This window comes from Pseudomonas fulva NBRC 16637 = DSM 17717, from assembly GCF_000730565.1.
Classification (GTDB): domain Bacteria; phylum Pseudomonadota; class Gammaproteobacteria; order Pseudomonadales; family Pseudomonadaceae; genus Aquipseudomonas; species Aquipseudomonas fulva.
In genome coordinates this window covers 267,649-287,135 of record NZ_BBIQ01000002.1, presented here as the reverse complement: position 1 = coordinate 287,135, position 19,487 = coordinate 267,649, and the positions used below count along the sequence as shown (strand labels likewise).

20 protein-coding genes and 2 tRNA genes are annotated in these 19,487 nt (G+C 59.9%); 8 read left to right on the top strand and 14 right to left on the bottom strand.

All coding sequences use genetic code 11. The annotated features are described in order from the left end of the window. Nucleotides 1-272: 272 nt before the first annotated feature. Nucleotides 273-1,361 (top strand): asparaginase, encoded by a 1,089-nt coding sequence (locus PFU01S_RS03920; protein ID WP_028686428.1) that lies wholly within the window; start codon nt 273-275, stop codon nt 1,359-1,361. A gap of 47 nt (nt 1,362-1,408) precedes the next feature. Here the strand turns inward: PFU01S_RS03920 and PFU01S_RS03915 are convergent, their stop codons facing one another. After that, complete coding sequence (locus PFU01S_RS03915; RefSeq protein WP_248694586.1) at nt 1,409-3,406, bottom strand: TonB-dependent receptor family protein; 1,998 nt, start codon at nt 3,404-3,406, stop codon at nt 1,409-1,411. Between the two features lie 266 nt (nt 3,407-3,672). On the opposite strand from PFU01S_RS03915, the gene PFU01S_RS03910 reads away from it, so the two are divergent. Continuing rightward, nucleotides 3,673-3,918, top strand: coding sequence for a DUF1654 domain-containing protein (locus PFU01S_RS03910; RefSeq protein ID WP_028686430.1), 246 nt, complete (start codon nt 3,673-3,675; stop codon nt 3,916-3,918). 6 nt (nt 3,919-3,924) lie between these two features. Next, nucleotides 3,925-4,614 (top strand): endonuclease, encoded by a 690-nt coding sequence (locus PFU01S_RS03905; protein WP_028686431.1) that lies wholly within the window; start codon nt 3,925-3,927, stop codon nt 4,612-4,614. Nucleotides 4,615-4,632: 18 nt separating this feature from the next. Here PFU01S_RS03905 and PFU01S_RS03900 read toward each other — a convergent pair whose 3' ends face one another. The 3 genes from PFU01S_RS03900 to PFU01S_RS03890 all read right to left on the bottom strand — a co-directional run bounded on the left by PFU01S_RS03900 (nt 4,633) and on the right by PFU01S_RS03890 (nt 5,649). Further along, on the bottom strand, nt 4,633-5,202 hold the full coding sequence (locus tag PFU01S_RS03900; RefSeq protein WP_027916094.1) for an SPOR domain-containing protein: 570 nt from the start codon (nt 5,200-5,202) through the stop codon (nt 4,633-4,635). Nucleotides 5,203-5,335: 133 nt separating this feature from the next. Beyond that, nucleotides 5,336-5,412 (bottom strand) — tRNA-Val (locus PFU01S_RS03895). A gap of 160 nt (nt 5,413-5,572) precedes the next feature. After that, a tRNA-Val gene (locus PFU01S_RS03890) sits at nt 5,573-5,649 on the bottom strand. Nucleotides 5,650-5,848: 199 nt separating this feature from the next. Between PFU01S_RS03890 and PFU01S_RS03885 the strand changes: the two genes are divergently transcribed. Beyond that, nucleotides 5,849-7,132 carry an NAD(P)/FAD-dependent oxidoreductase gene (locus PFU01S_RS03885; protein ID WP_027916095.1) on the top strand — a complete coding sequence of 428 codons (1,284 nt, stop codon included), beginning with the start codon at nt 5,849-5,851 and terminating at the stop codon, nt 7,130-7,132. Between the two features lie 149 nt (nt 7,133-7,281). On the opposite strand, the gene PFU01S_RS03880 is transcribed toward PFU01S_RS03885, so the two are convergent. Next, on the bottom strand, nt 7,282-7,965 hold the full coding sequence (locus PFU01S_RS03880) for a peptidase C39 family protein (RefSeq protein ID WP_027916096.1): 684 nt from the start codon (nt 7,963-7,965) through the stop codon (nt 7,282-7,284). A gap of 221 nt (nt 7,966-8,186) precedes the next feature. On the opposite strand from PFU01S_RS03880, the gene PFU01S_RS22340 reads away from it, so the two are divergent. Beyond that, nucleotides 8,187-8,363 carry a hypothetical protein gene (locus tag PFU01S_RS22340; protein ID WP_165919234.1) on the top strand — a complete coding sequence of 59 codons (177 nt, stop codon included), beginning with the start codon at nt 8,187-8,189 and terminating at the stop codon, nt 8,361-8,363. A 49-nt stretch (nt 8,364-8,412) separates the two neighbouring features. Here PFU01S_RS22340 and PFU01S_RS03875 read toward each other — a convergent pair whose 3' ends face one another. Further along, complete coding sequence (locus PFU01S_RS03875) at nt 8,413-9,165, bottom strand: TerC family protein (protein ID WP_027916097.1); 753 nt, start codon at nt 9,163-9,165, stop codon at nt 8,413-8,415. Between the two features lie 29 nt (nt 9,166-9,194). Next, nucleotides 9,195-9,434 (bottom strand): hypothetical protein, encoded by a 240-nt coding sequence (locus PFU01S_RS03870; protein ID WP_027916098.1) that lies wholly within the window; start codon nt 9,432-9,434, stop codon nt 9,195-9,197. A 132-nt stretch (nt 9,435-9,566) separates the two neighbouring features. On the opposite strand from PFU01S_RS03870, the gene nhaR reads away from it, so the two are divergent. The 3 genes from nhaR (at nt 9,567) to PFU01S_RS03855 (ending at nt 12,478) form a co-directional block, all read left to right on the top strand. Then, nucleotides 9,567-10,460: a transcriptional activator NhaR gene (gene nhaR, locus PFU01S_RS03865; RefSeq protein ID WP_028686432.1), complete on the top strand. Its 894-nt coding sequence runs from the start codon at nt 9,567-9,569 to the stop codon at nt 10,458-10,460. An 83-nt stretch (nt 10,461-10,543) separates the two neighbouring features. Beyond that, nucleotides 10,544-11,755, top strand: coding sequence for a serine/threonine transporter SstT (gene sstT / locus PFU01S_RS03860; RefSeq protein WP_027916100.1), 1,212 nt, complete (start codon nt 10,544-10,546; stop codon nt 11,753-11,755). A 75-nt stretch (nt 11,756-11,830) separates the two neighbouring features. Next, a complete protein-coding gene (locus PFU01S_RS03855) occupies nt 11,831-12,478 on the top strand; it encodes a YceH family protein (RefSeq protein ID WP_028686433.1) in 648 nt (215 codons plus the stop codon). Between the two features lie 3 nt (nt 12,479-12,481). Here the strand turns inward: PFU01S_RS03855 and PFU01S_RS03850 are convergent, their stop codons facing one another. The 7 genes from PFU01S_RS03850 to PFU01S_RS03820 all read right to left on the bottom strand — a co-directional run bounded on the left by PFU01S_RS03850 (nt 12,482) and on the right by PFU01S_RS03820 (nt 19,464). Further along, the gene (locus tag PFU01S_RS03850; RefSeq protein ID WP_027916102.1) at nt 12,482-12,670 is read right to left on the bottom strand and encodes a hypothetical protein; all 189 of its coding nucleotides are present in this window, start codon (nt 12,668-12,670) and stop codon (nt 12,482-12,484) included. A 146-nt stretch (nt 12,671-12,816) separates the two neighbouring features. Continuing rightward, nucleotides 12,817-14,379 carry an alkyl hydroperoxide reductase subunit F gene (gene ahpF / locus PFU01S_RS03845; RefSeq protein ID WP_027916103.1) on the bottom strand — a complete coding sequence of 521 codons (1,563 nt, stop codon included), beginning with the start codon at nt 14,377-14,379 and terminating at the stop codon, nt 12,817-12,819. A 186-nt stretch (nt 14,380-14,565) separates the two neighbouring features. Then, nucleotides 14,566-15,129, bottom strand: a complete 564-nt coding sequence (gene ahpC / locus PFU01S_RS03840) for an alkyl hydroperoxide reductase subunit C (RefSeq protein ID WP_028686434.1) — start codon at nt 15,127-15,129, stop codon at nt 14,566-14,568. Between the two features lie 248 nt (nt 15,130-15,377). Then, the gene (gorA, locus tag PFU01S_RS03835) at nt 15,378-16,733 is read right to left on the bottom strand and encodes a glutathione-disulfide reductase (RefSeq protein WP_027916105.1); all 1,356 of its coding nucleotides are present in this window, start codon (nt 16,731-16,733) and stop codon (nt 15,378-15,380) included. A gap of 149 nt (nt 16,734-16,882) precedes the next feature. Further along, nucleotides 16,883-17,722, bottom strand: a complete 840-nt coding sequence (gene galU, locus PFU01S_RS03830; RefSeq protein ID WP_027916106.1) for a UTP--glucose-1-phosphate uridylyltransferase GalU — start codon at nt 17,720-17,722, stop codon at nt 16,883-16,885. Between the two features lie 183 nt (nt 17,723-17,905). Then, complete coding sequence (locus PFU01S_RS03825) at nt 17,906-18,817, bottom strand: c-type cytochrome (protein WP_028686435.1); 912 nt, start codon at nt 18,815-18,817, stop codon at nt 17,906-17,908. Beyond that, entirely contained in the window at nt 18,814-19,464 is a 651-nt protein-coding gene (locus PFU01S_RS03820; RefSeq protein WP_028686436.1) for a c-type cytochrome, read from the bottom strand. The genes PFU01S_RS03825 and PFU01S_RS03820 overlap by 4 nt, the downstream gene beginning before the upstream one ends. Between the last annotated feature and the right edge of the window lie 23 nt (nt 19,465-19,487).

The following is a 19,487-nucleotide window of genomic DNA, read 5'->3' as shown; positions in this document are numbered from 1 at the left end:
AGCGCAAGATTATCCGTAAATTTCCGGATAACCGAACACGTTTCCCTACAATTAATCGGGTTTTCGAATGAAATACTTCCGGCCCTGATTACGCAAGTCATTCGATGCCCCGGCCAAAACATCATCCTCAACAGCGCCCGCTGCGGGGTCGAACCTGTCCGAGCGCGGTGTCACGAGCTGTTACAGAGGCCCCCGGGGACCTGGTACGGAACATGCCTTACCGACTGCGCGACGTACTAAAACCATCTCATTAGGAAGAGAGCACAAAAACGATGAATGCCGCACTTAAATCCTTTGCCCCCAGCGCACTCGCCCTGCTGCTGATCCTGCCAACCACGGTTTCGGCCGAAGAAGCCAAAACCCAGCAGAAGCTCGCCAACGTGGTCATCCTGGCAACCGGCGGCACGATAGCCGGTGCCGGTGCCAGCGCCGCCAATAGCGCCACTTACCAGGCCGCCAAGTTGGGCGTCGACAAATTGATCGCCGGCGTACCCGAACTGGCAGACCTGGCCAACGTGCGTGGCGAGCAGGTCATGCAGATTGCCTCCGAGAGCATCTCCAACGACGATCTGCTCAAGCTGGGCAAGCGGGTGGCTGAGCTGGCCGACAGCAAGGACGTGGATGGCATCGTCATCACCCACGGTACCGATACGCTGGAAGAAACCGCCTACTTCCTGAACCTGGTCGAAAAAACCGACAAGCCTATCGTGGTCGTCGGCTCCATGCGCCCCGGCACCGCCATGTCGGCAGACGGCATGCTCAACCTGTACAACGCCGTCGCCGTCGCCAGCGACAAGCAGTCGCGCGGCAAGGGCGTGCTGGTGACGCTCAATGATGAAATCCAGTCGGGCCGTGACGTCAGCAAGTCCGTGAACATCAAGACCGAAGCCTTCAAGAGCGCCTGGGGCCCGATGGGCATGGTCGTGGAAGGCAAGTCCTACTGGTTCCGCCTGCCAGCCAAGCGCCACACCCTAGACTCGGAATTCGACATCAAGCAGATCAGCAGCCTGCCTCAGGTGGACATTGCTTACGGCTACGGGAACGTGACCGATACGGCCTACAAGGCGTTGGCACAGAACGGCGCCAAGGCGCTGATCCACGCAGGCACCGGCAACGGTTCGGTATCTTCGCGCGTAGTGCCCGCACTGCAGGAGTTGCGCAAGAATGGCGTGCAGATCATTCGCTCTTCCCACGTCAACCAGGGTGGCTTCGTGCTACGCAACGCCGAGCAGCCTGACGACAAGAACGATTGGGTAGTGGCACATGACCTGAATCCGCAGAAAGCGCGCATCCTGGCCATGGTCGCCATGACCAAGACCCAGGACAGCAAAGAGCTGCAGCGGATTTTCTGGGAATATTGATCCCAATAACGCTGGAGCCGATCACTGGCTCCAGCGTTACCAGCCCACTACTTGAACTGATATTCCAGGCCAGCACCGGCGTACCACGAACGCCCTGGGGCTGCCTCGTAGTAGCGTTTATTGCTGTCACCGACAATCACCGAACCCACGTATTGACGGTCGAACACGTTGTCCAGACGCACCAGCTGATGGAAAGTCCAGGGGCCGACCTGCTGCTCGAAGCGCGTGCGCCAGTTGAACACAGCATAGGCAGGCGCAGCTTTCTGCTGGTTGCTGTCCTCGACGAATACCTTGCTACGGTACTGCCCCTCGAACCCCATGCTGACCGAAGCGGTCGGTTTCCACACCACTTCTGCATACAGATTGTCTCGCGGCACGCCCGGCAAGCGATTGCCACTGTCGATGACTTGTCCGCCTTGCTTGAAGTCATCGGCGTAGCGAGCGTCGGTATGGGTGAACACCCAGGTGGTCTGCCAGTGCTCGGCAAAATCGCTCTGCATGCTGGCTTCAAAACCACGGCGCACGGTCTGCCCGGCGTTGTGATAGCTGGTGCGGCCGTTAGTGGAATTATCGACCACGATTTCTTTATCCGTGCGGATCTCGAACAGGGCAGCATTCAGCCGCGTGGCCGCGCCCAGGCGATATTTCACTCCTAGCTCATATTGCTTGCTGGTGGCCGGGTCCAGCCCGAAGTTGAAACTTTCCTGCAAGCCTGGCGCATAGGCCATTTCAGCCTGTGTAGGCGTTTCGAAGCCCTTTCCTACGCTGGCATAGCCACGCAGATCAGGCGTGAAGGCGTACATCACCGACAGCGTCGGGTTGGCCTGCTGATAGCGCTTGGCACCGCTGGCGTCACCGTTTTCCAGGTAGTGGTCATCGACCTTCATCTTCATGGTGCTGTAGCGCACACCCAGCTGGCTGGTCCAGTTACCGATTTCCCAGTGCGCCTGCACATAGGGGTCCAGACTGGTCGCGACGTCTTTCTCGTCACGCTTGAGTTCGCCCTTGACCCCCAGTTGGTCGCCACGGAAGTTCTGGAAGCCCCGACGGTCATCCGTGCTCTGGTCGTAGTCGGCACCCACGGTGAACGTGAAATGGCCGGGAACGGCCGGTACCGGCTGAATCCAGCGCAGCGTACCGCCGTGAAACTCGCGGTCAAAATCCACCACACCGCCACCGCGCTGGCTGTTGGAGGCGACCTGCCGAGGAATCGACAGGTACTGCACCACGCTCCGACGCCCTGCGTAGAGATTGAACTGAAGGGTAGCGTCGCCAACGTAGCGCTCGTAGTTCATGCCCACCTGTTGGTGATCGATGCTCTTGCGCGTGTTGTAATCCCTTGCGCCATCGGCGACCGAACGTGGGTCGTACTTGTAGCTGGACCAAAGCTGACCCAGCGGGTCTTGCGTGTTGTTCTGTTCCAGGCTGCTGTAGATCAGCGCCAGGCGTGAATCGGTATCTGGCCTGATGTGCACCTTGGCGAACGTCTGATCGCGCTTGGCCGCGCTATGGTCGCGATACCCATTGGTGTCCATGCGCGAAGCGTCCAGCACGAAACCCCCAATCTCGTTGTCCCCCTGTGCCGACAGGTGATGCTTGCTGAAGCCATCGCTGCCAAAGGTGGTTTCGACACCCAGGCGAGCCGGCCCCACCCCGTCACGGCTGAACATCTGGATAACACCGCCAGCGTTGCTGCCATAAAGCGTAGCGGCCGGGCCGCGCAGCACCTCGATACGGTCGGCCACATCCAGGTTCAGCGTGGCTGCCTGGCCCTGTCCATCCGGGGTGCTGGCTGGGATACCATCGCTGAGCAGCTTGATACCGCGCACGCCAAATGCAGAGCGAGCACCAAACCCGCGGGATGATATCTGCAGGTCCTGGGCATAGTTCTGGCGATTCTGCACCACTAGGCCAGGGACCTTCGTCAGCACCTCTGACAAGTTGACGCCAAGTTGTCCATCGGTGCCATTGGACAGGTCGACCGTGTCCACCGAGAACGGCAGATCGAAGCTGCTGGTAGGCGCGTAGGCACCCGTGACAACCATCGGATCGATAACGATCGCGGTTGCCGGGTCGGCCCAGGCTTGATTATGAGAAGTGACACCACCGACAAACAGCAGGGCGAGGTGCGTGGAAGAGGTAACGCGTAAGACCAATCGATACATGAGCAATTTCCGGAAAGTGCCGCTATTACAGCAGACCCTGGCCTGAATCGCGAACATGGCGAGGGCGATCCACAGAACTTTCCCTTCAAACTGTTGCGAAATCCCTTACAGTGAAATACTGTACGTGCATACAGCAAAAAAAGGAAATGCCTGTGTCTACCTCCTCGCCCTCACCTGCCAGCTACCAACAATTGGGCATGCGCATTCAGAAAATCATCAACAACCCCATTGCCCAGCGCAGCCGGGCGGCTTTGATTTTTCGCCTGGAACAGGAAACACCAGAGGACTGGGACACGTTGCTGGCCGAGATTGCCGAAAATGACAACGTTACCCTCGCCCACCGCGACGATGGTGGCGTACAGCTTTTCTGGACCGTGCCCAAGGAAGACTGACCGCGCATGAGAGTTTCGCTTATTGCAGCTGCCTGCCTGCTGATGGCTCCGCTTGCCTATGCCGATGCGCCCCGCACGTTCCAGGAAGCCAAGAAGGTGGCCAGGCAACTCTACGCACCACAATCCACCGAGTTCTACTGCGGTTGCAAATACAACGGCAACAAAGTCGATATGGCTTCATGTGGGTATTCACCACGCAAGAATGCCCAACGCGCTTCACGCATCGAGTGGGAGCACATCGTGCCGGCCTGGCAAATCGGCCATCAGCGCCAGTGTTGGCAAAGCGGCGGTCGTAAGGCCTGCTCGCAGCACGACGAGGTATACAAACGCGCCGAAGCCGACCTGCACAATCTGGTGCCAAGCGTTGGGGAGGTCAACGGCGACCGCAGCAACTACAGCTTCGGCTGGCTGCCGGAACAACGTGGGCAATACGGCCAATGCCTTACCCAGGTGGATTTCAAGGCCAGGAAGGTCATGCCGCGGCCTTCGATCCGCGGCATGATTGCACGCACCTATTTCTACATGAGCAAGCAATACAACTTGCGCCTCTCAAGGCAGGACCGTCAGCTGTTCGAGGCATGGAACAAGACGTATCCGCCGCAGCCTTGGGAGTATCAACGTAACCAGCGGGTCGGGTGCCTGATGGGGCACGGTAATGCGTTTGTAGGGCCGGTCGACCTCAAGGCGTGCAGCTGATCGACCGGCCACGAGCGCTTAGCGGGCTGCGCCGTGCTGGATGACCACCGAGTCGGTGCCAAGCTTGGCCATGACTTCATCGCGACGGGCCTGCGCCTGCTCCCGGGTAGGAAATGGCCCCAGCAGCACCACAGGCTTGCCGTCCCGGTACTCCACCGAAGACGGAATACCTTTCTCGATCAGACGCGCGGTCATGTCGCTGAGTGCACCCATGTTGGCGCCCTGGACCACTTCGACGTCCCATCCCTCTGGCGCGGGCTCACCTTCGAGCGCTTGCGCACGGCGCTGCAATTCAGCACCCCCACACAGCTCCCGAATACGCAGGTTGTCGCCATTGTCGTCGACAATGATTTCGTACTGACCGTCGCGTTTGATGGCCACATAGCTGCGGTAGGCCTGGAATTGGCCGGCATCGTCCTTGCCGCGCACCTGACCGCAGATCGTACCCTGCGTATCGATGCGAACGTTACCGAACTTGGCGGTCTTGGGATTTTGCAGGTGTTCGGCCACACGCTTGTGCACGCCCTCCACCTCGTTGTCACAGCCCGCCAGGGCCAGCACTGCCATTACCACCACCAGTTTGCGCACGCGTGTACCTCCAGGTTCGAAGAGGCGGATTCTACCACGCGAGACTGAGCATCGAACTGCGGCCAAAGGTTACAGGCTGATTCCGCCGGGCATGCAAAAAGGGCGATCATTTCTGATCGCCCTTTTTGGGATTTGGTAGGCACAATTGGACTCGAACCAACGACCCCCACCATGTCAAGGTGGTGCTCTAACCAACTGAGCTATGTGCCTGTCGTGTGGTGCGCATAGTAGAGACTCACTGAACACCTGTAAAGCTTTTTTTTCGATATAAATCAAAAACTTTCGAGCAGCCGGAGAATTGGAGCCCTCTAAGAGCTTCCAAAGCTAAACGCAAAAAAGGGTGACCCTTGCGGATCACCCTTTTTCAATTTGGTAGGCACAATTGGACTCGAACCAACGACCCCCACCATGTCAAGGTGGTGCTCTAACCAACTGAGCTATGTGCCTGTCGTGGTGCGCATTCTACGCAATTACAAAGGCGTGTCAACAGTTTTTTTGAAGCTAACCCACTGAATTGCAAACTCTTTATAAAGAGGCGTCAGGCGCGAGCACTGTTCATGATTTTCGGCGGACGACTAGCGGGTGTTTATTATTATTGATAGCATCGCTACATTCGTTAAAAATATAAAACACGAGGTTCTGCAGCATGGCTAACACCCCCTACCCCCAGTCCTACTACGCCGCCTCGGCCAACCCGGTGCCGCCACGTCCGGCGCTGCAGGGTGAGGTGCAAACCGATGTCTGCATCATCGGCGCGGGCTACACCGGCTTGTCCAGCGCCCTGTTCCTTCTGGAAAATGGCTTCAAGGTAAGCATTGTCGAAGCGGCCAAGGTAGGCTTCGGCGCATCGGGCCGCAACGGTGGCCAGATCGTCAACAGCTACAGCCGCGACATCGATGTCATCGAGCGCACCGTGGGTGCTCGCCAAGCCCAGCTGCTAGGCCAGATGGCCTTCGAAGGCGGGCGCATCATTCGCGAGCGGGTGGCCAAGTACAACATCCAGTGCGACCTCAAGGACGGTGGCGTGTTCGCTGCGCTGACCAGCAAGCAAATGGGTCACCTGGAATCGCAAAAGCGCCTGTGGGAACGTTTCGGCCACAACCAGCTGGAGCTGATGGATCAACAGCGCATCCGCGAAGTGGTGGCCTGCGACAACTACATCGGCGGCATGCTCGACATGAGCGGCGGGCATATCCATCCACTCAACCTGGCCCTCGGCGAAGCTGCTGCGGTCGAATCGTTGGGCGGCACCATCTATGAACAAACTCCGGCGGTGCGCATCGAGCGCGGCGCCAACCCGGTCGTGCATACCCCACAGGGTAAAGTGCGCGCCAAGTTCATCATCGTGGCGGGCAACGCCTACCTGGGCAACCTGGTCCCGGAGCTTGCCGCCAAGTCGATGCCTTGCGGTACACAGGTCATCACGACCGAACCCTTGGGCGATGAACTGGCGCGCACACTGCTTCCCCAGGACTACTGCGTCGAAGACTGCAACTACCTGCTCGACTACTATCGCCTGACCAGCGACAAGCGCCTGATCTTTGGAGGCGGCGTGGTTTATGGTGCACGGGATCCGGCCAACATCGAGGCGATCATTCGTCCGAAGATGCTCAAGGCCTTCCCGCAGTTGAAGAACGTCAAGATCGACTACGCCTGGACCGGCAACTTCCTGCTCACCTTGTCGCGTCTGCCACAAGTCGGCCGTATCGGTGACAACATCTATTATTCCCAGGGATGTTCAGGCCACGGGGTCACCTATACCCATCTGGCAGGCAAAGTCCTGGCCGAGGCCATGCGTGGCCAGGCGGAGCGGTTCGATGCCTTTGCCGGGCTGCCGCACTACCCCTTCCCGGGCGGTCAGATGCTGCGCGTGCCCTTCAGTGCCTTGGGCGCTTGGTACTACAGCTTGCGTGACCGTCTGGGCTTCTGAGTCAAGGCGTGGCAACCAGTAAAGGGCTGCCACTGGCGTGATGGGGTTCACTCATGTTCGCCGGGCCGCGTTGCGGCCCATGCCGACCAGCCCAGCGCCCCGGCAAGGCCACGCCTTCAGTGACCGTGGGAAGCCTGATGCGAGCAGCCTCACTTGAGGCTGTCCAGGGCCTGCCTGGCCGCCAGTTCCTGGCCCGCACGCGCCAGATCGTCAGCGGCCTGTTGCCAGCGCTGACGGTCAACGTTCGCCGGCAACTCCCCCGGCGGCTGCACCAGGATTGCCCAACGGCCCTCTTTCGCCCAGGCAGAGGCGAAATCGTCGAATGCCATCACCAGGCGGCGCTGCATGCCTGCACGCATCAGCACACGCTGTTTGTAACGGTCATACCCTATCAATACCGCATACCTGGGTTCGCTCCACCATGCCGAACCGTCCTGGTAGCGAACCAGCACCGGGTTTCCAGCGGCCACCTGCGTCAACAAGGCATCTAGCCGCTTGTCCAAGGGGTACACCACCCTACCGTAGTCGCGCGCAACGCGCGGGATGCTGGTATCTAGGCTGTCGATACCTGTGGGCAGGTTCAGCGGCTGATCGAGCAGCCCAGGCGTGATGGGCGCACCTTGCTGCGACAGAATCGCGGCCAATGCCATGGCTGCGCTGTGGTTGGCGTTACCGCGGTAGAACGGAACGCTGCTGAGCTCCACCCGCTGGGGCAGGCCCTGGAGTGCGGTAGAAGGTGTCCCGGCACAACCTGCCAAGGTGACACCCAACCAGCACGCCAGGATGAGCTGGCGAACGACCTTGGTCGGCGACGAGAAGGTGAAATTGGGCATGGATACTCGCTTGCTGAACGCAGGGCAGGCAGCGCCCTGCTGTGTTCGCGATGATAGGTCCCACAACGATGGCGGTACAGTCCGACAGGGCATGTTGGCGAATCATCTCGGCACCGCAGGCGTTATTCGATGGAACGTACCCACGCAAGGGCTACACTAATCAAGTGTCTGGAAGGCAATCGCTGGCGTATCAAGCGCTCGCCGTAGAGATGGAGGCACAAATGAATATGACCTTGGCAATCATCATGCTGGTGTGCATGTGGCTCAGCGTTGCAGCGGCCATGCTCTGGGGCGTACTGCGCATCGCACGGCGGCACGCTCAACCCGTTGCGCAACCACAGCCACGCCCTCAACCCGCCCCTGCACGGCGTGCTCCACACGCAGCAGCGGCGCACTGAACCCACCTGAAACATGCAGCGAATGGGGCGCCATGCGCCCCGCCTGCTGTCACCCTTGCTTGGCCTCACGCTTCAGCCGTGCTCGACGCGCCAGGATATTCAGAATCTCGATAGCGGTTGAGAACGCCATGGCGGCATACACATAGCCCTTGGGCACGTGGGCTCCGAAGCCCTCCGCGATCAGCGTCATGCCGATCATGATCAGGAAACCGAGCGCCAGCATGACAACGGTTGGGTTGTCGTTGATGAAGTTGGCCAGCGGATCGGCCGCCACCATCATCACGATCACGGCAGTGATCACGGCGATGATCATGATAGGCAAGTGCTCAGTCATGCCTACTGCGGTGATAATGCTGTCTACCGAGAACACAATATCGAGCAACAAAATCTGGAAAATCGCTGCGGCGAAGCCCAAGGTAACGGTAGAAGAAGCCTTGGACTCTTCCTTGGCACCGTGTGGGTCGACGTTCTCGTGAATTTCCTTAGTGGCCTTCCACAGCAGGAACAGGCCGCCGGCGATCAGGATCACATCCTTCCAGGAGAAGGCGTTGCCAAACACCTCGAACACAGGGTCGGTCAGCTGCACGATCCAGGCAACGGTGCTCAGCAGTGCCAGGCGCATCACCAGTGCCATGCTGATACCGATGCGGCGTGCCTTGGAGCGATACGCGACTGGTAGTTTGTTGGTCAGGATGGAGATGAAGATCAGGTTGTCGATACCCAGTACAACTTCCATGGCCACCAGCGTGGCGAGCGCCACCCAGGCTGTCGGGCTAGCGGCAAGTTCCAGCAAATATTCCATTGTTCACATCCTGTCACGCGGGTTGGGGATCAAATGTCCTGGGTTTCGGAAGCGGTGTCATCTTGCTCGGGCTCTCGCCGGTCGGTCCCAAGCGCGTCGCTCAAGGCCTGCTGGGCCGCCTGGTTGGTTTGCTCGATCACCTGCTGAGCCGACTTCGCCGCCTGGTCAAGCACTTGCTGGGCAGACTTCTCGGCCTGATCGCAGCCGGCCAGGGCCAACAGCGTCATGCTCATGACCAGCGCAGTACCCATTGATTTGAAATACAGCATAGGCGCCTCCGGAATGATGTGCGCAGGCTCGTATCCGCCTGAATGAAGTGGATTCTAGAGGGCGCAATACTTCTGTAAAATTCGTATTTTCAAGCGATATACTTCGGTTTTTCCGAATCGGCATCTGCGCTAATGCTTAACTATCGCCAGCTCCACTACTTTTGGGTGGTAGCCCGAACCGGCAGCATCGTTCGGGCGAGCGAGCAATTAAATCTGACGCCACAGACCATCAGCGGTCAGATCACGCTATTGGAACAGGCTTATGGCGTCGAGCTGTTCCAGCGGGTTGGCCGGCAATTGGAACTCACTGAGACCGGACGCCAGGCGCTGACGTATGCCGAGCAGATGTTCCAGCTGGGGGGCGAACTCGAAGCCATGCTGCGTGCCGGCCCTCAGGAGCAGATCCTGTTCCGGGTCGGGGTGGCTGACGTGGTGCCCAAGTCCATTGTCTATCGATTATTGGCACCCACCATGGAGCTTGAGAACGTGCTGCGCATCAACTGCCGTGAAGACAAGCTGGAGCGGCTCCTGGCCGACCTTGCCATTCAGCGACTGGACCTGGTCATTTCAGACAGCCCGATGCCGCCCCACCTGGACATCAAAGGGTATAGCCAGAAACTGGGAGAATGCGGCCTGAGCTTTTTCGCAACCCCAACATTGGCCCTTCAGCACGATGGCCCGTTCCCTGAATGCCTGCACGATGCGCCGCTGCTCATACCCGGGCAAGAAACGGTGCTGCGCAGCCGCCTTCTACGCTGGCTTGGTGATCAACATCTTCAACCGCGCATCGTCGGCGAGTTCGACGACAGTGCCTTGATGCAGGCGTTCGGGCAGTCTGGCAGCGGCATCTTCGTGGCGCCCAGCGTGATTGCCGAAGAAGTGTGTCGGCAGTATGGCGTACAGTTGATTGGGCAAACCGAGGCCGTGAACGAGTCCTTCTACGCCATTTCGGTCGAGCGCAAGGTCAAGCATCCTGGCATCGTTGCCATCACCGAAGGGGCGCGACGCGAACTGTTCAACTGGTAGCGCTCCCCACAACGGGCAGTAAGTGCCTGGGCGAGGTCTATGGTAAAGTCCAGACCTTTTCGAATTTCAGGACCTCGCTGCGCATGACACCGCTTCTTCGCCTTCTCAACCGCACCGGCCTGGTGACGCAAATCGTTATCGGCCTGGTGGCAGGTATCGCGCTTGCCCTGATCGCCCCTACCGTTGCCCGTGACCTGGGCTTTCTCGGTACGGTGTTCGTCAGTGCCTTGAAGGCGGTGGCGCCAGTGCTGGTCTTCGTTCTGGTCATGGCATCGATTGCCAATCACCGGCACGGACAGGAAACCCACATCCGCCCCATCTTGGGGCTGTACTTGCTCGGCACATTCGCCTCGGCTGTCGTGGCGGTGGTTGCCAGCATGGTATTTCCTTCGCACCTGGTACTGAACGCAGCGGATGCCGCCCTGAGTGCACCGGGCGGCATCGGTGAGGTGTTGAAGAACCTGTTGCTCAGTGCGGTCGACAACCCGATCAACGCGTTGCTCAATGCCAATTTCATCGGCGTGCTGACCTGGGCTATCGGCCTGGGCATCGCGTTGCGCCGCGCCGGTGACACCACCCGCAAGGTGGTCGACGACCTGTCCAACGGCGTCACGCTGATCGTGCGCATCGTCATTCGCTTTGCGCCACTGGGCATCTTCGGCCTGGTCACCTCCACCTTGGCTCAGTCAGGGCTCAAAGCCATGTTGGGGTACCTGCACCTGCTGGCGGTACTGATCGGGTGCATGCTGTTCGTCGCCCTGGTCATGAACCCGCTGATCGTATTCTGGAAAACCCGTCGAAATCCCTACCCACTCACCCTGCTGTGTCTGCGCGAAAGCGGCATCACTGCATTTTTCACCCGCAGTTCGGCAGCCAACATCCCTGTGAACATGGCGTTGTCCGAACGCCTTGGGCTGCATGAGGATACTTATTCGGTATCCATTCCGCTGGGGGCCACGATTAACATGGCTGGCGCTGCAATCACCATCACCGTATTGACGCTGGCGGCGGTGCACACCTTGGGGATTCCCTTGGACCTTCCCACGGCAGTGTTGCTCAGTGTGGTAGCGGCGGTCTGTGCCTGCGGTGCGTCCGGTGTGGCCGGCGGCTCCCTGCTGCTCATCCCATTGGCCTGCAGCTTGTTCGGCATTCCCAGTGAGATCGCCATGCAGGTTGTGGCGGTGGGGTTCATCATCGGCGTGCTGCAGGATTCTGCCGAGACCGCGCTCAACTCCTCCACCGACGTGCTGTTCACCGCAGCCGCCTGCCAGGCCGAAGCGCGCCGCAGCGCCTGATTTAGCCGGGCCGTCTTGCGGCCCTTCCCTCATACACCTACGCTAATGGCCTTTTCCCAGCAATGAGACAGGGCCATGTCCGAGCAAGACACCACCACTGAAGGTCGCTTGAGCAGCGTCGAGATTCGCGTGCTCGGCTCGCTGATCGAGAAACAGGCCACCAGCCCGGAAAGTTACCCGCTTACCCTCAACGCCCTGCTCCTGGCCTGTAACCAGAAGACCAGCCGCGAACCGGTGATGAACCTTACCCAGGGCCAAGTGGGTCAGGCGCTGCGCAGCCTCGAAGCACAACAGATGGCACGCTTGCAGATGGGCAGCCGCGCCGACCGTTGGGAACACCGGGTGGACAAGGCGCTGGAATTGGTTCCTGCGCAGCTGGTGTTGATGGGGCTGATGTTCCTGCGTGGCCCGCAAACCTTGAGCGAGTTGCTGACCCGTAGCAACCGCCTGCACGATTTCGACGACACCGACCAAATTCACCACCAGCTAGAACGTCTGGTGTCACGGAACTTGGCCGTGCACCTGCCGCGTCAGGCCGGCCAGCGTGAGGACCGTTACACTCATGCGTTGGGTGACCCGGCAGACATCGAAGCCATTCTGGCTGCAAAGCAGCAGGAGAGCTCAATGCGAAGTGGTACCAGTACGGTTACACAGGATCGAATCGAGGCACTGGAAGCGCGCATCGCTGCACTGGAAGCGCGGCTGGACGCACTAGGCGGCTAGTCTTCAGCGGTCTGATTTGGGGAAGTTGCGGCAGCTCTTGCGCTCGGTCATTTCGCGATCGCTTGGGCGCTGGTCGACAAACACCGTGTGGCCGTTGCTGTAGATCTCAAGGTAGCCCCAGTGCAGGTCTTGTTCAGTCTGCCCGGGCTTTGGCGGCACTAGCCACCAGGGTTCGCGGCTGATCAGGGTCATGGCGTGGCTCCTGAGGGGTTTGCTTGTAAGCATAGACACCCTCATGGCTCGTGGGTTTAGCCAGGCCCATGACAAGACCCCCGCATGCGCTGCGCCGTGAGGCACGGCCAGTTCATGCGAGGGTTGCGGTTCTGCTGAAATGTCGCTTATGCAGGCGCGGAGGTGCGGATCAGGTGGTCGAAGGCGGCCAGAGACGCCTTGGCCCCTTCGCCAACGGCGATCACGATCTGCTTGTAAGGCACCGTCGTCACGTCACCTGCAGCGAACACACCGGCAATACTGGTCTGCCCTCTGGCATCGACGATGATTTCGCCGCGTGCCGACAGTTCAACGGTGCCTTTGAGCCAATCAGTGTTCGGCAACAGACCGATCTGAACGAAAATCCCCTCCAACGCCAGCTCATGCTCGATGTCGCTGGTGCGGTCCTTGTAGCGCAGGCCAGTCACTTTCTCGCCATTGCCGATCACTTCGGTGGTCAGTGCCTGGGTGATGACCGTCACGTTAGGCAAGCTGTGCAACTTGCGTTGCAGCACCGCATCGGCACGCAACTGGCTGTCGAATTCAATCAACGTCACCTGCGCCACGATACCCGCCAAGTCGATCGCCGCTTCCACGCCAGAGTTACCACCACCGATCACCGCCACGCGTTTGCCCTTGAACAACGGGCCGTCACAGTGCGGGCAGTAGGCCACGCCACGGCCACGGTATTGCTGTTCGCCCGGCACATTCATTTCGCGCCAGCGAGCACCGGTGGCCAGGATGACCGTCTTGGCCTTGAGCGAAGCCCCGCTCGCCATGCGCACTTCATGCAGGCCACCGTCGGTAGCCGGAATCAGTGCTTCACCGCGCTGCAGGTTCATGATGTCCACGTCATACTGCTTGACGTGTTCTTCAAGCGCGGTGGCCAGTTTCGGGCCTTCGGTTTCATGCACGGAAACGAAGTTCTCGATGGCCATGGTGTCGAGCACCTGCCCGCCGAACCGTTCGGCGGCCACGCCAGTGCGGATACCCTTGCGCGCGGCATAGATGGCGGCAGAGGCACCCGCCGGGCCACCGCCTACGACCAGTACATCGAATGCTTGTTTGGCGTTGAGCTTCTCGGCCTGACGTGCGCCGGCGTTGGTGTCGATCTTGCCAAGAATTTCTTCAAGGCCCATGCGCCCCTGGCCGAACACCTCACCATTGAGGTACACGCTGGGCACGGCCATGATCTGGCGGGCATCGACTTCAGCCTGGAACAACGCACCATCAATGGCTACATGGCGCACGCTGGGGTTGAGCACCGCCATCAGGTTCAATGCCTGGACCACATCCGGGCAGTTCTGACAGGACAGCGAGAAGTAAGTCTCGAAGTTGAACTCCCCTTCCAGCGTCTGGATCTGCTCGATCACTTCCAGGCTGGCCTTGGAGGGGTGGCCGCCCACTTGCAGCAGCGCCAGCACCAGGGAGGTGAACTCGTGGCCCATGGGAATACCAGCAAAACGCAGGCTGATATCGCCGTTGGGGCGATTGAGCGAGAACGAAGGGCGGCGGGCGTCGTCGCCATCGGCTCGCAGGGTGATGAGGCTGGACAAGCCGGCGATTTCTACCAGCAGGTCGTGTAATTCGCGGGACTTCGCACCGTCGTCGAGGGAGGCAACGATCTCGATCGGCTGGGTGACCCGCTCCAGGTAGGTTTTCAGTTGCGATTTAAGCGTGGCGTCCAACATACGGGCGATTTCCTTTTTCAAACTCAGATACAAAAACGCCCAGGCGAAGTCGCCCGGGCGTTTGACGGGGCGGTAAGTGGTTCAGCTGTGGCGGCTGCTTACCGCCCGCGTTTGGCACATGACTGGCTGCTCATCCCGCAAGGCCTGTGCGGCGCTGCCGCTGCACAGGCGCTTATCGGGCGACAATCAGATCTTGCCGACCAGATCCAGCGACGGCGCCAGAGTGGCCTCGCCTTCTTTCCACTTGGCTGGGCAGACTTCGCCTGGGTGGGCGGCGACATACTGGGCAGCCTTGACCTTGCGCAGCAGCTCGGTGGCGTCACGACCCACACCGCCGTCGTTCAGCTCGACGATCTTGATCTGGCCTTCGGGGTTGATCACGAAGGTACCGCGGTCCGCCAGGCCGGCTTCTTCGATCAGCACGTCGAAGTTGCGGGCGATCACATGGGTCGGGTCGCCGATCAGTGGGTACTGAATCTTGCCGATGGTGTCCGAGGTGTCGTGCCACGCTTTGTGGGTAAAGTGGGTGTCGGTGGAAACACCGTAGATCTCAACGCCCAGTTTCTGGAACTCGGCATAGTTGTCAGCAAGGTCACCCAGCTCGGTCGGGCAAACGAACGTAAAGTCGGCTGGATAGAAGAACACGACAGACCATTTGCCTTTCAGGTCGGCTTCGCTGACCGGGACGAACTCGCCCTTGTGGTAGGCAGTGGCGTTGAACGGTTTGACCTGGCTGTTGATGATAGGCATGAGAGACGCTCCTTCATGGGTTGAAATCAGTTGACGGAGAGAATCCTAACCGCATGGACCGATAAAGGCTCATTGGCAAACCTGATGCTCATGATTGGTTTTGGCTATGAGTGGGACAGGTTAGAGAGCGCTTACCGCGGTAATGCCCAAGCGCGCGGCTAGCCTATGAAACCGACCGCGCATGGGGCGACGATTACGTAATCGTCGCCCCGCAAGCAGGCCGCACGTTGCATGCGGCCTGGGCTGAGTCAGCGGGTCACCGTGCGCAGAGTCACGAACTCTTCCGCTGCCGTGGGGTGCACGCCGATGGTTTCATCGAACTGTTGCTTGGTCGCGCCCGCCTTGAGTGCGATGCCAAGGCCCTGGATGATCTCGCCTGCATCCGGCCCGACCATGTGGCAACCCAGTACCTTGTCGGTCTTGGCATCTACCACCAGCTTCATCAAGGTCTTTTCCTGAATGTCGGTGAGGGTCAGCTTCATGGCGCGGAAGCGGCTTTCAAAGACCTTGACCTCGTAGCCCTGCTCGACGGCCTGTTCTTCGGTGAGCCCTACCGTGCCGATAGGCGGCTGGCTGAACACGGCCGTGGGGATGTTCTGGTAATCCACGGGGCGGTACTGCTCCGGCTTGAACAGACGCCTGGCCACAGCCATGCCTTCGGCCAATGCCACCGGGGTCAACTGCACACGGCCGATTACATCTCCAATGGCCAGGATCGAAGGCGCCGTGGTCTGGTACTGATCGTCTACGCGCACGTAGCCCTTGTCATCGAGTTCGACACCAGTGTTTTCCAGGCCAAGGTTGTCCAGCATCGGACGCCGGCCGGTGGCGTAGAAGATGCAGTCGGCAACCAGTTCCCGCCCGTCCTTGAGCGTCGCCTTGAGGCTGCCATCCTCAAGCTTGTCGATGCGCTGGATGTCAGCATTGAACTGCAAATCGAGCCCGCGCTTTTCGAGCTCCTCCTTCAGGTGAGTGCGCACCGAACCATCGAAGCCGCGCAGGAACAGATCGCCGCGGTACAACAACGTTGTCGCAGCGCCCAGCCCTTGGAAGATCCCGGCAAACTCCACCGCGATGTAGCCGCCGCCCACCACCAACACCCGCCGCGGCAGGTCCTTGAGGTAAAACGCTTCGTTGGAGGTGATCGCCAATTCCTTGCCCGGGATGTCCGGCACCTGGGGCCAGCCGCCAGTGGCGATCAGGATGTGCTCGGCACTGTAGCGCTGGCCTTCGACTTCGACCTCGTTAGGTCCGGTGATGCGCGCATGACCTTGAACCAGGGTCACGCCGCTGTTGACCAGTAGGTTGCGGTAGATACCGTTGAGCCGTTCGATTTCACGGTTCTTGTTGGCAATCAGGGTGCCCCAGTCGAAGTGCCCTTCTTCCAGGGTCCAGCCGTATCCAGCCGCCTGCTCCAGCTCATCAGCCACATGGGCGCCATACACCAGCAGCTTTTTGGGCACACACCCCACGTTGACGCAGGTGCCGCCCAAATAGCGGCTCTCGGCAACCGCTACCTTGGCGCCAAAACCGGCAGCGAAACGTGCAGCGCGCACGCCACCGGAGCCGGCGCCAATCACGAACAGATCAAAATCGTAGGCCACTTTTCGTTCTCCAAAAAAAAAGCTGCAAGCTTCAAGCGGCAGGCTGCACGAACGGGCAGCGTGGCTTGTCACTTGCAGCTTGGTACCGGCAGTTTCAAGCTTCAAGCATCAGGCGGCAAGAAAAAATGCGCCTGGCTTGCAGCAGGGGCTCAGTAAGCCTTGCCAGCCTTGTAGTAGTTCTCGAAGCAGAAGTTGGTCGCGTCGATGTAGCCCTCGGCGCCACCGCAGTCGAAACGCTTCCCTTTGAATTTGTACGCGATCACGCAGCCGCTCTGGGCTTGCTTCATCAAGGCGTCGGTAATCTGGATCTCACCGCCTTTGCCGGGCTCGATGTTCTCGATGATATCGAAGATGTCGGGCGTCAGGATGTAACGGCCGATGATGGCCAGGTTGGACGGCGCATCCTCGGGTTTGGGCTTCTCAACCATGTTGGTGACACGGAAAATGTCGTCACGAATCATGTCGCCGGCAATGACACCGTATTTGTTGGTTTCCTGCGGATCGACTTCCTGAATGGCGACGATCGAGCAACGGAACTGGTTGTACAGCTTCACCATCTGGGTCAGCACGCCATCGCCTTCCGGGTTGACGCACAGGTCATCGGCCAGCACCACTGCGAACGGCTCGTCGCCGATCAGGGGACGGCCAGTGAGGATCGCGTGACCCAAGCCTTTCATTTCGGTCTGACGGGTGTAGGAGAACGAGCACTCGTCCAGCAGGCGACGAATGCCTACCAGGTACTTCTCCTTGTCGGTGCCCTTGATCTGGTTTTCCAGCTCGTAGCTGATGTCGAAGTGATCTTCCAGTGCGCGCTTACCGCGGCCGGTAACGATGGAGATCTCGCTCAACCCTGCATCCAATGCTTCCTCAACGCCGTACTGGATCAACGGCTTGTTGACCACTGGCAGCATTTCCTTCGGCATGGCTTTGGTGGCTGGCAGGAAGCGAGTGCCATAGCCGGCTGCCGGGAACAAGCATTTCTTGATCATAAACGTCCTTAACAAAGGCTAGGCCTGGGGGTTACGGCGCAGTCTAATCAGGCGGCGGTCACCTTACAATGCCCCGCCTGTGGCCGATCGTTGGGAACATAGAGGCAACCGCTCACGGATAGTTCAAAGGGCCGCCCAATATTCCTGACCGGTACGTCATCCTTCCAGGCCCTTGCCTGGCCATCAGCGACCGGTGCCCTGCCCGATCAACACGCCTTCGACCTTCTGGCCGTAGAGATTGACCCCATCATTGGCATGGAACTTCAGGCGGGTTTTCTCGATGGAGCCCTCTACCAACCTCGGGTCCTGGGGCCGCTCGTGCCGGTTTATCCAGGCCGCCACGTCCCAGGCCTGCTGGTCGCTGAGCGAGCCCGGTCGACCCAGCGGCATGTTGTACTTGATGAATGACGCCGCCGTATTGATCCGGTGCATGCCCGCCCCCCAGTTGTAGGCGTCCCTGCCCCATAGCGGCGGCATCACATACTCGCCCGCCACCTTCTGGCCTTCGCCCTTCTTGCCGTGGCAGATCGCGCACTGCTCGAGGTACACCTGCTGCCCACGCTTGAAGTCATAGCCCCCCGCTGGCGGCGCCACTTCCGGATAGCCTCGCCCGGCCAACGGCACACCGGTCGGCGCTTTGGTAGAGAGCCAGTAGGAATAAACCGACAGCGCGGTCATCTCCGGGCTGTCAGCCGCCGGCGGCTTGCCGTTCATGCTGAACTGAAAACATCCCTGGATTCGCTCGGCATACGTGTTGACCTTGTCGTTTTTCTTTCGGTAGGCCGGGTACATCGGGTAAGCGCCCCACAGAGGGGCCGAGTGCGCCATGCGCCCTTGATCAAGGTGGCAATTAGAGCAGTTCATGCCGTTGCCAACCGCTTCAGGCATCAGACGTCGGGTATCGACGAACAGGGCGTGCCCCTCGCGCACCCTCTTCCCAAACGCATTGTCCGGCAACTCGCCCTCTGCCGGCGGCACGAAGCGCGGTTGCGCCTGTGCATTCGGCACTTTGAGCTGGGACTGGTCTTCCATGGTCACGGGGCTGGCGTGAACGCTACCTGCTGCCAGCAGCACGGCTGTAAGCAAAGGCTTCATGGCTTGGCCTCCAGGTTGGCAGGAAGAGCGAAAAACGCGGAAACGGCCGTGATCTCGTCGGGGGTCATGGCCTTGGCCACGCCGACCATCAACTGGTTGGGGTCGTTGCTGCGCGTTCCATCACGCCAAGCGTTCAGTTGAGCCGCCAGATAAGCGGCGGGCTGGCCAGACAACGGCGGGAAATGCTCGCCTACGCCGCTACCGCCTGGGCCGTGGCACTGGATACATCCAGGGACGTGCCGGTTCCAGTCGCCATAAAGCGCAAGCCGCAGCGTTGGATCATTGGCGATTTGCTGACGACGCAGGTCACCGGTTGCCGGCGCCGGCAAGCTGGCCAGGTAGGCACTCACCGCTGTGATCTCGTCCTCGGACAATGCCTTTGCCAAGGGCGCCATGACCACTTGCTGTCGAGTACCATTGCGCCAGTCACGCAGTTGCTTGCTCAAGTAAGGGGCCGGCAGGCCGGCGAGCCGTGGGAAGCCTGCTGCGCCGATACCGTTGCCATCGGCACCGTGGCATCCGATGCAGGCGAGGGCTGCAGGGTCGGCGCCCCCTTGGGTAAAGACTTTCTGGCCATCTGCAGCGTGGGCCGATGCCCAGGCCAGGGACATCAGGCCACCGATCACCATGACGCTGAATGGTCTCATCACGAACCTCCTTTTCTATTGTT

Excerpts from the sequence above, each read along its gene's own strand:
- PFU01S_RS03920 (WP_028686428.1), top strand. The coding sequence starts at position 273 with ATGAATGCCGCACTTAAATCCTTTGCCCCCAGCGCACTCGCCCTGCTG.
- PFU01S_RS03915 (WP_248694586.1), bottom strand. The coding sequence starts at position 3,406 with ATGGTTGTCACGGGTGCCTACGCGCCTACCAGCAGCTTCGATCTGCCG.
- PFU01S_RS03910 (WP_028686430.1), top strand. The coding sequence starts at position 3,673 with ATGCCTGTGTCTACCTCCTCGCCCTCACCTGCCAGCTACCAACAATTG.
- PFU01S_RS03905 (WP_028686431.1), top strand. The coding sequence starts at position 3,925 with ATGAGAGTTTCGCTTATTGCAGCTGCCTGCCTGCTGATGGCTCCGCTT.
- PFU01S_RS03885 (WP_027916095.1), top strand. The coding sequence starts at position 5,849 with ATGGCTAACACCCCCTACCCCCAGTCCTACTACGCCGCCTCGGCCAAC.
- PFU01S_RS03880 (WP_027916096.1), bottom strand. The coding sequence starts at position 7,965 with ATGCCCAATTTCACCTTCTCGTCGCCGACCAAGGTCGTTCGCCAGCTC.
- PFU01S_RS22340 (WP_165919234.1), top strand. The coding sequence starts at position 8,187 with ATGAATATGACCTTGGCAATCATCATGCTGGTGTGCATGTGGCTCAGC.
- PFU01S_RS03875 (WP_027916097.1), bottom strand. The coding sequence starts at position 9,165 with ATGGAATATTTGCTGGAACTTGCCGCTAGCCCGACAGCCTGGGTGGCG.
- PFU01S_RS03870 (WP_027916098.1), bottom strand. The coding sequence starts at position 9,434 with ATGCTGTATTTCAAATCAATGGGTACTGCGCTGGTCATGAGCATGACG.
- nhaR (WP_028686432.1), top strand. The coding sequence starts at position 9,567 with ATGCTTAACTATCGCCAGCTCCACTACTTTTGGGTGGTAGCCCGAACC.
- sstT (WP_027916100.1), top strand. The coding sequence starts at position 10,544 with ATGACACCGCTTCTTCGCCTTCTCAACCGCACCGGCCTGGTGACGCAA.
- PFU01S_RS03855 (WP_028686433.1), top strand. The coding sequence starts at position 11,831 with ATGTCCGAGCAAGACACCACCACTGAAGGTCGCTTGAGCAGCGTCGAG.
- PFU01S_RS03850 (WP_027916102.1), bottom strand. The coding sequence starts at position 12,670 with ATGACCCTGATCAGCCGCGAACCCTGGTGGCTAGTGCCGCCAAAGCCC.
- ahpF (WP_027916103.1), bottom strand. The coding sequence starts at position 14,379 with ATGTTGGACGCCACGCTTAAATCGCAACTGAAAACCTACCTGGAGCGG.
- ahpC (WP_028686434.1), bottom strand. The coding sequence starts at position 15,129 with ATGCCTATCATCAACAGCCAGGTCAAACCGTTCAACGCCACTGCCTAC.
- galU (WP_027916106.1), bottom strand. The coding sequence starts at position 17,722 with ATGATCAAGAAATGCTTGTTCCCGGCAGCCGGCTATGGCACTCGCTTC.
- PFU01S_RS03825 (WP_028686435.1), bottom strand. The coding sequence starts at position 18,817 with ATGAAGCCTTTGCTTACAGCCGTGCTGCTGGCAGCAGGTAGCGTTCAC.
- PFU01S_RS03820 (WP_028686436.1), bottom strand. The coding sequence starts at position 19,464 with ATGAGACCATTCAGCGTCATGGTGATCGGTGGCCTGATGTCCCTGGCC.